At 61.5% G+C, this 16235-nt stretch carries 10 protein-coding genes and 2 pseudogenes; 7 read left to right on the forward strand and 5 right to left on the reverse strand.

Annotated elements, in window-relative coordinates:
* Positions 1-15: 15 nt before the first annotated feature.
* Together JQ566_RS18135 and pks2 are read right to left on the reverse strand one after the other, a co-directional pair.
* Entirely contained in the window at positions 16-1440 is a 1425-nt protein-coding gene (locus JQ566_RS18135; RefSeq protein WP_212374086.1) for a condensation domain-containing protein, read from the reverse strand.
* Positions 1433-7708 (reverse strand): sulfolipid-1 biosynthesis phthioceranic/hydroxyphthioceranic acid synthase, encoded by a 6276-nt coding sequence (pks2, locus tag JQ566_RS18140; protein WP_349643336.1) that lies wholly within the window; start codon positions 7706-7708, stop codon positions 1433-1435. The genes JQ566_RS18135 and pks2 overlap by 8 nt, the downstream gene beginning before the upstream one ends.
* A gap of 462 nt (positions 7709-8170) precedes the next feature.
* On the opposite strand from pks2, the gene JQ566_RS18145 reads away from it, so the two are divergent.
* Positions 8171-8392: a hypothetical protein gene (locus JQ566_RS18145; protein ID WP_212374090.1), complete on the forward strand. Its 222-nt coding sequence runs from the start codon at positions 8171-8173 to the stop codon at positions 8390-8392.
* A 110-nt stretch (positions 8393-8502) separates the two neighbouring features.
* Here JQ566_RS18145 and JQ566_RS18150 read toward each other — a convergent pair whose 3' ends face one another.
* Entirely contained in the window at positions 8503-8895 is a 393-nt protein-coding gene (locus JQ566_RS18150; protein WP_212374092.1) for a hypothetical protein, read from the reverse strand.
* A gap of 488 nt (positions 8896-9383) precedes the next feature.
* On the opposite strand from JQ566_RS18150, the gene JQ566_RS18155 reads away from it, so the two are divergent.
* The 6 genes and pseudogenes from JQ566_RS18155 to JQ566_RS18175 all read left to right on the forward strand — a co-directional run bounded on the left by JQ566_RS18155 (position 9384) and on the right by JQ566_RS18175 (position 14202).
* Positions 9384-10202, forward strand: a complete 819-nt coding sequence (locus tag JQ566_RS18155) for a YqaJ viral recombinase family protein (protein ID WP_434057825.1) — start codon at positions 9384-9386, stop codon at positions 10200-10202.
* Positions 10186-11367 (forward strand): ERF family protein, encoded by a 1182-nt coding sequence (locus JQ566_RS18160; protein ID WP_212374096.1) that lies wholly within the window; start codon positions 10186-10188, stop codon positions 11365-11367. The genes JQ566_RS18155 and JQ566_RS18160 overlap by 17 nt, the downstream gene beginning before the upstream one ends.
* Entirely contained in the window at positions 11364-11993 is a 630-nt protein-coding gene (locus JQ566_RS18165; RefSeq protein WP_249139532.1) for a hypothetical protein, read from the forward strand. Before JQ566_RS18160 ends, JQ566_RS18165 begins: the two co-directional genes overlap by 4 nt.
* A gap of 258 nt (positions 11994-12251) precedes the next feature.
* On the forward strand, positions 12252-12602 hold the full coding sequence (locus tag JQ566_RS18170) for a transglutaminase-like cysteine peptidase (protein WP_249139533.1): 351 nt from the start codon (positions 12252-12254) through the stop codon (positions 12600-12602).
* Positions 12583-12648, forward strand: a pseudogene (locus JQ566_RS34985) (hypothetical protein); the annotation flags it as partial. The gene JQ566_RS18170 and the pseudogene JQ566_RS34985, both read left to right, overlap by 20 nt.
* A 582-nt stretch (positions 12649-13230) precedes the next feature.
* A complete protein-coding gene (locus tag JQ566_RS18175) occupies positions 13231-14202 on the forward strand; it encodes an acyltransferase family protein (RefSeq protein ID WP_212374098.1) in 972 nt (323 codons plus the stop codon).
* Between the two features lie 1118 nt (positions 14203-15320).
* Here JQ566_RS18175 and JQ566_RS18180 read toward each other — a convergent pair.
* Positions 15321-16139: pseudogene (locus JQ566_RS18180) on the reverse strand (UDP-glucose dehydrogenase family protein).
* 12 nt (positions 16140-16151) lie between these two features.
* A partial coding sequence (locus JQ566_RS18185) for a hypothetical protein (protein WP_212374131.1) occupies positions 16152-16235 on the reverse strand: 84 nt, incomplete at its 5' end.

Raw genomic sequence — 16235 nt, forward strand, 5'->3', positions numbered from 1 at the left:
CCGCCATCGTTTGCGTCATCCCTTACGACCGGCATCGGAGTACGCCGGCATCAATGCCTCGGCGGCCTGACGGCATGTGCTCGCAAACGCCTCGACATAGCGGTGCATCGAAGCCCGGGCCGTGTCGTTTGCCGGAAAAGCCGCCGTCAGCGAGAGTCCGCGTTGGGTACGGAATAACCAGATCGCAACCTGCGCGGCAATGCCCCGATTGATATAGACCCGCCCATTCGCCTGATGCCATTCGCGAGCAATCTGGGCGCTGAGCGGAGGAACGTTCACATCCATATAGGATAGCATGACGCCCCCTGTGGCGGCGGAATCGATCGTCGGCAGTCCGGCTGCCAGTTCGAGCACCAGCTCGATCGGCATCTCCGCCAGGCTTAAGCGTTCGTCAAAGTTGCGCTGGGCCGTCAAGGCCAGTTCAGGAAACGTTCGTTGTTGCACGTCGAAGTCGATTGGCACCACTCCCACGCACCAGCCGGTTGTCCTGAAGGCCTTCGGCGACCTCCGCGTGGTCGTGGGGGTGACGACGCTGTAACGCGAGCGCCCCGCCAATTCCCGTTCGGTTAGCGCCGCGCATGCCAACAAACCGCCGATCACTCGTGCGCCAGCAGCGTGACACGCGGACTCGAATGCGTCCATGACGACATCATCGAGGATGTCCACATGCATGTACTCCGCCTGATAGCGATCCTCCAGCACACCGAGCGGCAGTGCGAAATGAGGCATCCGCCCGCCGCTGCGGTGCAGGAACGCAATCCAACGCTTCACCTCGGGGTCTTCGAGCGTCGTCGCGGCTGCACGCTGGCGCTGGCTGCTGCAGTAATCCAGATAGCTTCCTGGCAATCCGGGCCGAAGCGGCTTCTCGCCGTCGAGCACGGCGCGATACGCCGAGCGGATCTCCGTCATCAGGAACGCTATGACGGTCGCATCGGCGTGCAAATGGTCAATGCTTGCGAAGCAAGTGAATCCACCCGGGCGCTGGAGAATGCCAAATCGAAAGCAATCCCATGCGAACGGCGAAGGAGTCGCCATGACATGTTTCTGCCAGTCCTCCGCGCGCACCTCGCCCAGCGTCGAAGGCTCCATCTGGATGGCCGTGGGGTCCGTGAGCACGTGCCGTACGATCGCTCCGCCACGCTCTCCGAACCAGCTGTGATATGTGTCGTGCCTGCGCAGATGCGCCGTCACGACATGGGTCATGGCTCTGAGGTCACACCGCCCAGGTTCGTCCCACACGACGACGAGGAGCCGCGCCATCGCCTCGTGCCGCTGCTCACAGGCGCGGAAAGCGTGCAGATGCTGCTCCTGTTCGTAGCTCGGCAATACCGGAGACACCGGTGCGCGCTTCGCACTTTCGATTGAGGCAGCAGACGGATACCAGAGTGTCAGCGTCGAGGGAGGCCCTGACCAGTCGTGCAGCGGACGCAGGTCAGTCACGGGCATCTGCTCCAGCGGGCTGCAACTCCTGCATGGCGCGACTCAGTGCGTCGGCGAGTGCGCGCACAGTCGTCACGTTCACGGACCGGAGCCGGATGCCTGTATCGGCCTCGAGCGCGATCAGCAACTGAAGCGTGCCGAGTGAGTCGAGGCCGTAATCGAAGAGCGAGCGGTCTGGATTCACCTTGCGGCGCAGGATCACACCGAGATGCTCGATGATCAGACGCCGCAGCAGAGCCGGCCGCTCGCCGGGCGGCGCGCGTCTCAACTCCATGCGCAGGCGGCGCGCCGGTTCGCCCGCTGCTTCTGAAGCCTGCGACAACGCCGCCGCGAACGGGCTCCGCGCAGCGAGCGCCGTCAGCCATGGGGCGCCGTCGAGATGGACGTATGCGGCATAGCCGCGGTCGTGCCGCAGCAGCGTCTCGAATGCATAAGCACCGTCGCGCGCCTCGATCATTCGCGTATCGCCGCGGGCCGACAGATGCGCACCGGCACCGATATTCGCCCACGCCGCCCAGGCGATCGCCGACGACGGCAGCCCCTGGGCGCGCCGCCACTGTGTGAACGTATCGAGCCAGCTGTTGGCGGCTGCGTACGCGGACTGCCCAGGCGAACCAAAGAGCGCCGCAACCGAAGAAAAACAGCAAAACCAGTCGAGTTGTTGCTCCAGCGTTGCCACATGCAGATGCCAGGCGCCCTCCGCCCTGGGTGCCCAGTTCCGATGCAGCCTCTCTTCAGTCACGGAGGGAAGGATGCCGTCCTCGACGACGGCTGCACCGTGCAGGACACCTCGCAACGGCAGGCCCGTCGCCGTCGCGGCCTCGACAAGACGTCGCGCCGTCGATGGCTCCGCGATATCCGCACTAATCACCCGAACCTCGGTGCCCCGTGCTTTCATCGCGACGAGCACGCTCGTCGCGGCGTCGGTGGGCTTGGACCGCGCGTTGACGATGACGCGACCGGCCCCGGCGGCGGACATCGCGTCAGCGAAGAACAGGCCGAGCCCGCCAAGACCGCCGGTGACGATGTAAGCACCATCGCGCCTGAACGGCGTGAAGCGCTCCGGTGCCGCCGGTACCCGGTAGCGGCCGGTCCTCGGGACGGTGAGCACGAGCTTGCCGGTGTGACCGGCGCTGCCGACAATGCGAATGGCGCAAGCCGCTTCGGCAAGGGGATAGGTCGCGATGTCCGGCAGGGGCAGCCGCTCCTCCCTGGCAAGATGCATGACCCGCAACAGCAGTGCCTGCACGCAGATCGGAGCCATCATACACATCTGCGCGAGATCGACGGCGAAGAACGAGAGGTTGCGCTTGAACGGAGACAGTCCTAGCCACGTGCCCCCATAGATGTCCTTCTTGCCAATCTCGATGAACCGCCCGCCTGCCGCAAGGATCCCCAGGCCGGCGCGCTGTGCCGCGCCCGTGAGCGAATTGAGGACTACGTCCACGCCGTAACCCGCCGTGTCCTGCCGGATCTGTTCGGCGAATGCCGCGGTTCGAGAGTCGTACACGTGGCGGGTGCCGTCGGCGCGCAGCAGCTCTCGCCGCGCCTCGGAGCCCGCTGTTGCAAATATCTCTGCACCGGCCGCGCGGGCAATGGCCACAGCCGCCTGCCCGACACCTCCGGTCGCCGAGTGAATGAGCACCTTGTCGCAAGGCCCGATCCGGGCCAGATCCTCGAGGCCATACATGGCCGTGGCAGTTGTCGTGAGAATCGCGGCCGCTTCGGCATTCGTGAGCGTGGCGGGTATCGCGACAAGCAAGCGTGCATCGCAAGTCACATAGGTGCTCCAGGCGCCCCCGCAGCAGAGCCCGGCCACGCGGTCGCCGACGCGAAATGCCGAAACGCCTGGTCCGACGGCGGTGACAATGCCGGCGAAGTCCAGGCCAAGCTCCTGCGCACGTCCATCGGATGAAGGATAGCGGCCATGAGCAACGAGCACGTCGGCAAAATTGACACTTGTGGCATGCACCGCCACTTCCACCTCGCCTACGCCCGGCGCACGCCGCTCGAACGCCGCCATCTCCAGACTCTGCAGATCACCGGGCACGCGGATTTCCAAACGAAAACCATCGCGAGCCGCGTCGCGGTCCAAAATGCGGCGATCGGCGTGACCAAGCGGACTTCGCTGCAATCGTGCGACATACGCGCTCGCTCCGCGCAGCGCCGTTTCGTCTTCGTCCGAGCCGCTCAGCAGCTGAGCCCGAAGCAACGACACGTCAGGCTGCGGGTTCACGTCGATCTGGGTGGGACGGAGTGCGGGACACTCGGCACCGACGGCTCGCAGCCATCCACGCACACCGGCATGCGCGAGCTGAACATTGTCGTCAGGTAGTACGCGTTGAGCCATACATGTGACGACGTAGAGCCGGGGCCGCCGCTCGCATTGCCTCAGTGCGTTGGTCAGGTGGAGCAGCCTGCTTATGTTCGCCCGAGATGCGTCGGGACTCGCGGGCTCATTGCCGCGTGGCAAGACCACCACCACGCCTCCAGGGCGATGCTGACGCAGAGCGTCTTCAATCTGCTCGCGCCATGCGTCCCCCTTCTCGGCCCCGGCACTGCCGAGGATGCGAGACGTGAACCCTTTCTCGCGCAGGCTTCCTTCAAGATCCAACATCAAGCCGTGCCCCGCATCATCGGCATCGAGCAACAGCCAGGCGCCGTCGTCCGGCCGGACCGTGGCGCGAGGGATGTCCCATGACTGCCAGGTTATATCGAGCAGGCGCGAGTTGCAGGCGACGGCATCGGCATGCTGTTCGGCGGCGCCGCTCCCCATTGCCAATCCCTCGACACTGAGCAGCACGCGACCGGAGGCGTCGAGCAGGTCGATGTTCGCCTCGACGTGCAGCGCGTCGACCGCAACCAGGCGGGTGATGCAGTGGGCGGCGTCGGCGTCTGTGCGCTGGAGCCGGAGGCTTCGCACCGAGAGCGGCAGCAGCAGGCGTCCGTTTGTAGCCGAAACGACCCGGGGGAACGCGCCGACGGACTGGAAGCACGCGTCAAGCAGCACGGGGTGCACCGTGTAGCCCCGTCCGTTCGTTCGGAGCGAGCTCGGGAGCCGAAGATCCGCAAGGAGCGAGGCGCCGTCCGCGGACAACGCCAAGCCCGGGGCCAGTGCGCGAAATGACGGCCCGTACTGAATGCCATGAGTCTCGAACCACCGCCACACCTCATCCGCGGCGACTGCCGTCACGTGAGCGGCGCGCAGCGCGGTGACATCGTACGCTGCACGCGACTCTGCAGAGGCGGCCGCAGAGAGCCGGGCACGTGCATGGACCGGCGCCTCATTCCTTGCCTGGCTCTCGAGCCTGAAATTCAACTCACATGGGCGATCCGACATCGCCGTACAGACAATCGGCATCGAGGCTTCCGACCGCAACGCGTGGTCAAACGTGATCGCCTGCACTTCGACGAGCGATGTACCAAGGGCGGTGCGAGCGGCGGCAAGCGCCATTTCGCAGAAGCCAGCACCGGGGAAGAGCGGCGTACCGTTCACCCGGTGGTCCGCGAGCCAGGGGTGGGCGTCGAGGCCAATCTCGCATGCCCAGATGTGCCGTTCCGGTTCTTCGTGCAGGACACGGTGGACGTTCAACAGCGGATGCGTTGATGGCATGTGATGCGGACCTGCGGCTGGCGTCGCCGGCGCAAGGAACAGGGGATAGTGCGTCCAGGCCGGCAACGGGAGGTCAAGCAGCTGGCCAACCGGATACAGGGCATCAAAATCGATCGCCGCGCCGGCGACATAGATGGCGCCGACCAGGCCCAGAACCCCGTTGGGCATGGGCTCGCCGCGCGTCATCGACGGAAGCGCGCGGACGGCGAAGTCCGTTGCGGCAGCATTCTCCAACAGCGCGCGGGTCACGATCGGGTGCGGCGAAAGCTCGACAAATACGCGGTGTCCGTCTTCGAGCGCAGCCTGCACGGCCGGCCGGAAGCGAACCGGTTGCCGAAGGTTGTCGATCCAGTAGGCGCCATCGCAAACGCGGGATTCTCGCGGATCAAGCAGCACGGTGGAGTACATGGGCGTGCGCGGATTGCGCGCAGTCACCTCCGCGAGGCATTCCGACAGCTGCGCGAGGATCGGTTCGACCTGCGACGTGTGTGAGGCCACATCGACCGCGACCCCGCGGGCGAAAAGGCCTTCGGCTTGCCACGCAGCGACGAGGCGTTGCACGGCCTCGACAGAGCCCCCGACGACCGTTGAGGCCGGCGCAGCCAGCACGGCTATCTCAACATCGTCAATCCGTCGGCGCGCCAAATCTTCGCGAACCGCCGCCGGTGCCATCCCAACAGCTGCCATCGCGCCGGATCCAGCGAGCGTTTGGCACAGCATGGCGCGATGACAGATCACCCGCACGCCATCTTCGAGCGAGAGAGCGCCGACCACGACTGCCGCGGATACCTCACCCATCGAATGGCCGATTACTGCCGACGGCACCACCCCCTGGGCTTTCAACGACGCCGCCAACGCGACCTGAAATGTGAAAATGGCGGGCTGGACACGTTCGATGCTTTCGAGTTGCGCGGGCCGACGCAGGGTATCGGTCACCGAAAAGCCGCCGATCGCCTGAATCAGAGGCTCGATGGCTGCCACCATCCCGGCGAAGACCGGGTCGATATCGAGCAGCTCCGCGCCCATTGACTCCCACTGCGAGCCCTGTCCGGAGAATACGAAGACGGGACCGCGGCTATCATGGTCGGCCCAATCAGCATCGATAGACTGATCGGCTGCGAGTCCGCGCAATTGCGCTGTCAGATCGCCGAGCGTCTTCGCTATGAGCGCGTGCCGGACCGGCCGGTGCCCACGCCTGCAGGCGAGGGTCCGCGCGACTTCACCGGGGCGATGACCGCCGGCGCTCGCGTCCAGCCAAGCCGCGAGGCGCGCGGCCGTTGAACGAAGCGCCTCTGGCGAGGTGGAAGAAATTGGAAACAGCCAGGGCTGCTCTTGTGTTCTGGCGGCCTCTGGTCGAGAAGATGAGGCAGGTGTCTGGGGAGCCTGTTCGAGCACGACGTGCGCGTTCGTGCCCGACATGCCGTAAGACGATACGGCCGCGCGGCGGAGTCCGTCGGGGCCAGTCGAAGGCCAGGGCACGGTGTCAGTGGGGACGAAGAGCCGCGTCGCGATTGGCTGGAGATGCGCAGGCAACCGATGGAAGTGAAGTGATCGCGGTACGACGCCGTGCGCCAGTGCGAGCGTCGCCTTGATCAGACCAAGGACGCCCGCCGCCGATTCCGCGTGGCCAAGGTTGCTTTTGAGCGAGCCCAGGGCGCAGGGCGAGTGTCGTCCATAGTGCGTCGAGAGGCTGTGGAACTCCTCAGTGTCGCCCACCGGCGTACCAGTGCCGTGCGCCTCGATCATGCCGATGGATGAGGGATCAACGTGTGTCTCGGCAAGCGCACGATCGATGACCGCGATCTGGGCCGCGCGGGAAGGTGCGAGAATGTTGTGCGTGCGTCCGTCCTGGTTGACCGCGCTACCGCGAATGACGGCGAGCACCCGGTCGTTGTCGCGCAAGGCATCGTTCAGCAGTTTGAGCATCACCACGCCGCAGCCTTCGGCGCGCACGAAGCCATCGGCGCGCTCGTCAAACGCATGACACCGCCCTGTCGGCGACAGCATACCGAGGCCGGACGCCGAGGCGAACGTTGTGGGCGAGAACATCAACATGACCCCACCGGCAAACGCGACGCGGCACTCGCTCGCGAGGAGACTTCGGCGAGCCGCATGCACGGCAACCAGACTGGACGAGCAGGCCGTATCCATGGTGATAGCAGGCCCCGTAAGCCCCATCGCATGGGCGACCCGCCCTGACGCCATGCTGAAGGGCGTTCCCGTAAAAGCGTAGGCCTGGCCCATCGCACCCGCGTCACGCGTGACCTGCATGTAGTCCTGGTGCGATAGGCCGAAGAATACGCCGGTATCGGTCCCAAACAGGCAGCGCGGATCGCGGCCGGAATGTTCGGCGGCCTCCCAAGTGACCTCGAGCAACAGCCGGTGCTGTGGGTCCATGGCGAGGGCCTCGGGTTCGCCAATGCTGAAAAAGCGATGATCAAAGCCCGATGGGTCGTCCAGGAACGCGCCCCAGCGCGAGACTGAGCGGCCCGCCACGCCTGCTACGGGCTCGTAGTAATCGTCCGCATTCCAGCGCTGCTGCGGAATCTCGCTAACGAGGTCGGTGCCTGCCAGGAGCGCGCCCCATAAGGCCTCCGGGGAGTCGATATATCCGGGGAGCCTGCAACCAATGCCGACAACAGCAATCGCAGTCACAATCAAGACCTTCTTTCGGGGAGAAGACTTTTCGGTCCAAATCAATACATGTGTGATAAGTTATTGATCAGTCGATCGATCGTCCAGCCCGTAGACCACTGGAGGCTTGAATCCGAGATATTCGTCGCGAGGAAACCATCCATAAGTTGAAGGATGACGCTTGCCGTCCCGCCGCCCTTTTTTGATCTCAGCACTTGTGACCCTGCGACTTCTCGAAGAGCCTCGACACCTCGCACGAAACCATTGATCTTGCCGATTAGGTCATGCAAGCCCCGAGGGGAGCAGCTATTGAACCCTATACGGGAATTTGCGGCTTGGAGCCTGCTGCCTGGCTTGTCCCCAATCACAATGCTCTCCAGTGGGCTCCCGAAGAGCCACAAGATTCCTCCGAAACAGCTGGACTTCTGCACCGACCTGAGCGTGCATTCGACTATTCGAATCTGGTCAGGGGGCCGACAAGTCATGAAAGCGGAAGTCATCGAACCCGCCATCAAAGCCTGCCTCGCAGAAATACATGCCAAGCTGAAGGCGGCCGAACAGACCGCCAAAGCGGCACAGGCGTGCGCTGAGGCAGGTGGTATGATTGAAGCGGTCCGGGTCTCCATGGATATTGAGCAGCTGATCTACGAGGCTGGACGGCTTCATGACGCCGTCACCCTCCTTGCTCGAATGGCGCACGATTGAGCCAGACTGAGACCCTCATCGTTCGCGCGGTTGTCGCCATTTGGCTTCGACAGTCTCTCTAGACGCAAGGCCTCCGACCTTCAGCCTCCAGCCGCCCGCGCTTCCCTTCCTTAACACGCCTCGTTCAGCCAGCGCTTCAGGACCCGCCGTTGCGCGGCCCGGATCGGTCTCTCATAGCGCTCCAATCCAGCAAGACGCTTCGCCAGCTTCGGGTTCGGGCATTCCAACAGCGCGACAAGCATATCATGGCGGGCCTGCCGGATGCGGCCCAGCCACAGATTAGCCCGGACGAGATTCTCCATCTCAAATAAGCTTTGTTGCGCCAGGCCCTTCGTCATGACGCCGGCCAATGCGCTGGAGCTGACATCGCCTTCTCGGTTCAGGCGCGAGAGACCGTGTTGACGGGCATTGCGGCTCGACCGCGCCTTACCGGCCTCAGTCTTAGGACCCGTGCTTCGTTTGGCGTTCGATCGGTTCACTGCGATTTTTCGTTCTGACGCCATGCCGCCTCCTGCTCTCGTCCCGACGCTTCCCTCGAAGCGGCTACCACTTCAAGCCTCAGATCGAGAAACAGACCTGATCGTGCGAGGTCCGTGGCTTCCATGCATTCAGGAGGGGAGTCCGCCGAATCCGGCTTAAAGCGTTGAAGACCAAAGGCCCCCCTTTCTGGTACTTGCCCCTCGCCCGTTTTGGCTTTGATTTGTCAATTTTGGTCGAGAGCGCGTCCTTCGCAATCCGCTCGTCTGGGGCTTTCCCTGAACATCGCCAATAATCTCGCGGCAACTCGAGCAATAAGATTGCTGCAAAAAGGACTGGCATTCCGCTGCTATTGGAGCGTTACTGAGTCGGCCGGGCGCGCGATGGCGCCGCCGGTATCTCACCTCGCAGATGCGGGGCTTCAGGCAGTGCGGCGACGAGAGCCGCTGTTCTGGAGTAGGAGATACCAGTGCGTAGCGTACAGAGTGACGGCCCGGCCGGGCCACAATATCAAATCATCAGGTTCAACCCGAACGACCGCCGCCATTTCATCGGCGGCTCCGACGCCCGCATCATCATGGGGGATGACCAGGAAAGCCTCATCCGCCTTTGGCGCGAAAAGCGCGGCGAAGCAGAGCCTGAGGATCTCTCGGACAATCTCATTGTCCAGCTTGGCACGGTCACCGAGGTCTTGAACCGCGCCTGGTACCAGCGCGCGAGCGGCCACACCGTCAAGGACATCCAAAAGCGCGTCCGCCATCCCATTCACAAATGGATGGCCGCAACGCTGGACGGGACCGTCGAGCAGACCGGCGCGGTCTTCGAGGCCAAGTTCATGCTGCCCTGGGCCTTCACGGAGGAAGCGGCGGCCGAGAAGCACATGGCTCAGCTGCAGCACAACATGTGGGTCATCGCCGCCCGCAATGCGGTGCTCTCGATCATCACCGGGGGCGGCAAATGGGTCGAGATCAAGATCCACGCTGACCCGCTCTACCAACATCTTCTCCTCACCGCCGAGAAAAAATTCTGGCGCTGCGTCCAGAGTGGCGAGCCGCCCGTTCTGTTCAACATCGAGACGCCGCGCCCGCGGCTGGAGGCGATCAAGGTCGTCGATATGTCCACTTCCAATCAATGGGCCGAGCTGGCGGCCACATACCTACGAACCCGAGACGCACACTGGCAGCACGAGACAGCTAAGGCCGAACTGAAGCAGCTCATGCCGGAGGATGCCAAAGAGGCGAGCGGTCACGGGATCAAGGCCAAGCGGTCCAAGTCTGGCGCGATCAGCTTCGAAGCCCAGGCGACGGAGGGGCCCCATGCATCAGTCCAGTGAGCGCATCGGGACGATCGCGGCCGCCCTCGCCCGAGCTCAGGCCGAGCTGACCAACCCCGAGAAGACCCTGACCGCCGTGATCCGGTCGCCATTCCCGCGGGAGGATGATCGAACCTTCCGCTACGCGTCCCTGGCCTCCGGCCTGGACATCGTTCGCAAGACGCTGAGCCAGCAGGAGATCGCCACCATCCAGACCACCCGGATTGAGCAGGTCACTGGCCAGATCCACCTCACCACCCTGCTTGCCCACGCCTCCGGGGAATGGATCTCCTCGGATCTACCGGTCTGCGCCTGCAAGGAGGTCGAGGCGCCGCACCGGATGGGTGCGGCACTAACCTATGCCCGCCGGTATGCCCTATTCGCCTTGGTCGGGATCGCCGGGGAAGACGATTTGGATGCGCCTGATGTCATAACGGGGTCTCCGGCGGCCCGCGAGCCTCAGACTCCGCCAGGACCGAAAGGAAAGCCAGCTGGACGCGTCCTGAACCGGCCCCCGATGTTAGCTCCCGAACACTCCGCCGAGCTTCTCGATCGGCTCTTAGGCGAGCTTGCTCTTCAGGAGGGCGGCGAGGAGCTGCTTGCCTGGGCCAAGATCAGCCTTCCCCTCAAGAACACTCTTCTAGAGGCGGACGCTCGCGCTCTTGAGGCCGCCTACGAGAAGAGGCTCGAGGAAGCTGCCCTTCCAGACATCGATCCAGCAGAGCAGCGGGCCGTGTCAGCGGTCGGACGGTCTCTACCTAGGGATTCTCCTTCGGAGGCATCAGGCGACATTTTCAAACCTGCCAGCCCCTCTCCCGGACAGCAGGTCGGCCTCGCCTTCCCAAAGGAGCCGCCCCGGCGACGGAGCAAGGACCACCTCTCCTTCATCCGCAGCCAAGGTTGTCTCGTTTGTCAGAAGACACCTGCTGATGCGCATCACCTGAAGTTCGCTCAACCCCGCACCTTGGGTCGCAAAGTCAGCGACGAGTTCACGGTGCCGCTCTGCCGATCGCATCATCAATCCCTGCATCGACACGGAGACGAAAGAGCCTGGTGGATCAACCTGCAAATTTCGCCGCTGCCGATCGCGAAACAGCTTTGGGATGGCAGCCCCGTCCATCTGGCGAACGGAGCAACAGTTTCTGCGCCGCCTTCGCGCCCGTTATCAGAGGCGCAAGGTCAATGAATGGTCCTGTCAACCTTCGTCAACCACAGTCGGCTAGCGTCTTGCCGCCTCAGTTCGAGGCGCTGTGTCCTCCGCCGCAACTTCTTCCCGGAGAGAACATCGACAACTATCAGGCTCTTCAGGCTGTCATCTTCCGCGACCTCGATCCCCAGTCTGCCATCGAATGGCTGCTCGCTATCGACATCGCAGAACTCTCCTGGGAGATGCAACGCTACCGGGTTCTGCGGCATAGGCTCCTGAGCACCTATCGCCAAAAGGCCGTCGAGATGACCCTTCGCCGCGTCGATCTGGCAGGCATTGCCCCGGACTTCCAGGATGTAGCCGAAATCTACACCATCAATAACGCCCTGGATTGGCAACTGGACGCTTCTGCTGCGGTCGATATCGAAGCGCGTCTTCGATCGTACGGTTTCGATCAACACGCTATCAGCATGGAAGTGTACGTTCAGGCGCGTGAGATCCTCGCGCTGTTTGAATCACTCCTGAACGGAGCACAGCTTCGACGCCTGATGCTGCTGAAGGAGATCAACAACGTTCGACGTTCAAAGATGGCAGATCTTGCCAATGTTGCTGGGCGTAAAAGTCAGCCAAGCGACGTCACGTTTCCACAGAAGAGGTCTTGCTGACGGGGCTTTGCATGGACCGTAGCTTCATTCGGTATTCGACCTCTAGTCTAAGGACAGGATGATGGAGCAGGAGCAGCCGGCTTCCATGTCCTTAGGGGATAGATCTTGCAGAAATTTAAGGCCGCGGCCTGCACCATGGTCGCCTTCAGCCCAGTGGAGATCGAGCGCACGCCCCTGCTCCACGATTGTGCATCGATTGCCTCACAATTGTCATAGCGCTTGCATTGCATCGCAATATACTTCGCCTAGCAATCAAGAATGTCAGGCGAACTTTCGATGATCCGACATGCGGCCCGCATGCTGGCCATAATGTATTGCGTTTGCAGCCAGCCCGCCTATTCAAACTACGAATTCCAAGCGGTGACACCACCGCTGTCATTTTCACAATTCTGCATTCAATATCCCGAGGATTGCCAGCACCACGATGATCGCAGGATCAGAGATTTCCGCTCCTCAATTCAGCGCTGGCGAGAACTCGCGCAGATCAATTCAACGGTCAATGTCGGGATGACGGTCCGTTGGAAAGGAAGCGGCGTCGAAGAAGAGGGATATGACGCCAAGACCGGCAAGGGTGTCGTTTCCGTCGATCGTGCCACTTCCGCGCACTGAGGTTGCGACGCTTCTTCGTGATCCGTCAAAGGCCAGGCAGAAACTCGGCTGGGAGCCCAAGACGCCGTTTGAAAGCCTGGTTCGAGAGATGATGAAGCAAGATCTCGAGTCCGCAAAGCGCGACGAGCTGATCAAGCAGTACGGCTTCAGATATTATCCGCGACACGAATGGTTCTCGTAGACCAGAGGGCGACCGAGCCAAGCAAATGAACGCCCGTCGCGGCGTTCATTTTTGTTTATAAATCACGGCACCCAATGGCGATGGAAGCCTCAAGACGACCGAACGGCATCCTCCACCAGAACCCCGTTGCCGCCGGCAGCGCCTTTCGGGCGGGTATTCTTCTGCCCTATCGTAGTCCTGCCCCGCCCCGGCTCCAACCACCGGTGCACGAACGTGCGCCGGTTTCAACGATCAAGGGTTCGCTTTCTTCCTTCTTCGCTGCAATGCTCACGGCGGACCGGCGCCTCTCTGAGTTGGCAAATAGCAGGCTCACGAGCGGCCGAAGCTCCGGGCGGAATCACAAGGTCCGCAATCCCTGACTTACGCGGCGAGACCCGTAGGGCCTAGGCGGGTCTCTCGGCATGGGGTAAGGTTCCCATCCCTTCACGTCATTCCTCAGAGACTGAGTTGCAAACCGATATCCCTAAAGAAATAAAGCACGAATTGTACTTAGACGGCTGGCGAGGAATTTCCATTCTGCTGCTGTTGGCTGGGCACTTTTCGCTCTTGCCGTTCTATACTGGGAGACTCGGGGTCGAGTGCTTCTTCGTCCTTAGCGGCCGACTAATGGCCGAAATACTGTTCGTTAGACGCGTTCCGCTCGATTTGTTCTATTGGCGGCGCGTTTCCCGCATCTTCCCCGCACTTTGGCTCTTCACCCTCGCGATGCTTTTTGCGACTACAGTTTGGCCCAAGCTTGCCGTTGACCCTTGGTCGGCTCTGGCAGCGCTGAGTTTCACCATCAACTATTTTCCGAGCGAGAGCACAACTCTTGGTCACATCTGGTCGCTGTGCATCGAAGAACACTCATACGTCGTCCTATCGATCATTGCATTCCTGCAAAGGCGCTTTTCGATCCGGCCAACGCCAGTGCTTATAGTCTTGAGCCTCGCCTGCGCGCTTAACGGAGCGATACAGACTTGGATTTTCCATCGCGGGTTTAACCAAGTCTACTGGCATAGTGATGTCAGAATGGCCTCGGTTTTTGTTTCGGCGGCACTCTTCCTGCTTTTTCGAGACCGAGCTGTTCACCCAGCAATCCCCATCATCTCGGGCGCCTTCGGACTTGCCATGAGTTTCTTGGTCCCAGACCCAGTGAGGTACACTGTTGGAACATTCGGGTTGTCTCTTGCGCTAGCGACGTTGCCAAGCTCGGCAAGATTTGTCCGATCGCTTCTTTCGATACCTGCCCTCACAACTCTCGGAGTCTGGTCCTTTTCGCTCTATCTTTGGCAGCAACCATTTGCGGGCAACCAGCCGAGACTGATGTTTTTGATATTCGCCTTCGTGAGCGCGACCTTCAGTTTCTACATCGTCGAGAAGCCAGCGCGATATTTCCTGAATCGTCTATTCCCCCGCTCGCGGGTTGCGCCAGGATAAGACTTCATGAGCTCCCAACCTATTTCGTCCGCAGGTGCATCAATTGCACCGAGGGAGTGGACGCGACTGGCCGGCTGCCACTAAGATGGGGGATGCAGAGCATCATCGGCAAGCGCTGCGGTTCTTATATTTGCTGTAATCGTACTCGGCCTAGTGTACGCGTTGGGCAAGTTAAGCGCGAGCCAACAGAGGATCAGCCATCGTCAAAATTTCTTCGCCGTATCATGAGTTGAGTTCTTGCTCCCGATCCGATCCCATCGCGACGACTCGCCTCCCCGTCTTGCTCCTGCTGCCCGGTCGGCGTTGACGCGCGCGCTCTCTCTATCCTCTCAAACGCTTACCTCCCCTCGAGCAGTTGCCCACGAAGCTCCTTAAGCAGACGCCCATCCGATTTTGCACGACGAAGTCCCAACGTGGACCTACCCGATAGCGTCTTTTGGCACGATCTGAACTCTTGAGAGGCCAATGATTTGTTTGAGAATGTTTTTACTCTCCTCAGGCTAGAGAAAATGCGAGAGCACGCTCTCACGGGCTCAACTACCTGCGCAGAGCGTCACGCTCTTTGAGTAATTCGCGAATACGTTGAGCATTTGCGAATTGCGTCTCCTGCCACTCGAGGCGATCTTCAGCAGTCCATAATAAAGACTCGCGATTGAATCGAATTCTCTCTGCCTTATCAAATTCTATGTACCTTTCGATATCACGGTCAACCTGATCCAGTCGTTCCTGGAGAGTTCTTGGCATCAGCCGGTCCCTCGGCTTTTGCCTCCAGCCTCCTTTAATGTTCAGCGCAATCGATGCTGCGATCAATAGCTAATCTCACCTCAGGGATAATGCGCACACTTTATGTAAAAGTCATTTCGGTGCGTAAGCCCCCCTCGACGCAATTTACTGCGTCATCTTGCTTAGTTCTGCCAAATCCAATTCGTCCCGGCATGTGACAGAACGTATCCCACGAGAGGATCGACTGGAAAAACGGTGTCGTAGCGCCACATATGATCAGAACGTGGGTCCCACTCAATCGGGGACGTGATGCATTCGTCAAATAAGCGGCGAGCAAAGTTTTGGCAGAGGAGCGTTCCGAGCCATTTCCGCACTATCAGGTTTCAATAACCGAACTAACTTCTGGGATGAACAGCAGACCGCCCGAGGCTCTCATAGACGAAGCCGGCGGCCTCCAAGCTCCTCGGGGCGATAGATGTTGCGTAGGTCGACGACGACCGGCAGCGCCACTGTCGCCCTCAACCGGTCGAGATCGAGCGCGCGGGAATAAGCGTCTCGCAATAGGTGATATCGGACAACTCGCACTTGGCCTGCTCCATGCCGACGGGGTCGAACGCCTTCACGTTTGCACCCATGTCGATCAGGCCTGTCACCAGCGGGATCGACGGCGCGTCGCGCATGTCGTCGGTGTCGGGCTTGAAGGTGAGGCCGAGCACGGCGATGGTCTTGCCGCGCAAGCCCCCGCCGAGCGCCTGGCTCACCTTCCGCGCCATCGCGCGCTTGCGGTTCTCGTTGACCGCGAGCACGGATTCGACGATGCGCAGGTTCACGTCATAGTCCTGAGCGATCTTGATCAGCGCCTTGGTATCCTTCGGGAAGCACGAGCCGCCAAAGCCGGGACCGGCATGCAGGAACTTGGTGCCGATGCGGTTGTCGAGGCCAATGCCGCGCGCGACCTCCTGGACGTTGGCGCCGGCCTTCTCGGAGAGATCGGCGATCTCATTGATGAAGGTGACCTTGGTCGCCAGGAACGCGTCACATTGTTCACCACCGGCTCGTCGAGCCCGGGCTCATAGATCGGGATCTCGCCGCGATGGGGCGCAGCGATCTTCTTCTCGTCCTTGTCGACGCAGGTGATGTCGTTTGGCGAAATCCGCAAGGCAGGCGCCGGACACTAGTCCCACATAGCCCGTGCCTATCATCGCGATGCGCATTTCAAGTCTCCCTCAAGCTCTTTGATAGTCGTCTTCAATCCGGATGATGTCGTCTTCCCCCAGATAGCTTCCGGTCTGGACCTCGATCAGTTCCAG

The sequence above is a fragment of the Bradyrhizobium sp. SZCCT0231 genome, assembly GCF_018130245.1.
Taxonomy (GTDB): domain Bacteria; phylum Pseudomonadota; class Alphaproteobacteria; order Rhizobiales; family Xanthobacteraceae; genus Bradyrhizobium; species Bradyrhizobium japonicum_F.

Excerpts from the sequence above, each read along its gene's own strand:
- JQ566_RS18145 (WP_212374090.1), top strand. The coding sequence starts at position 8,171 with ATGAAAGCGGAAGTCATCGAACCCGCCATCAAAGCCTGCCTCGCAGAA.
- JQ566_RS18150 (WP_212374092.1), bottom strand. The coding sequence starts at position 8,895 with ATGGCGTCAGAACGAAAAATCGCAGTGAACCGATCGAACGCCAAACGA.
- JQ566_RS18160 (WP_212374096.1), top strand. The coding sequence starts at position 10,186 with ATGCATCAGTCCAGTGAGCGCATCGGGACGATCGCGGCCGCCCTCGCC.
- JQ566_RS18165 (WP_249139532.1), top strand. The coding sequence starts at position 11,364 with ATGAATGGTCCTGTCAACCTTCGTCAACCACAGTCGGCTAGCGTCTTG.
- JQ566_RS18170 (WP_249139533.1), top strand. The coding sequence starts at position 12,252 with ATGTCAGGCGAACTTTCGATGATCCGACATGCGGCCCGCATGCTGGCC.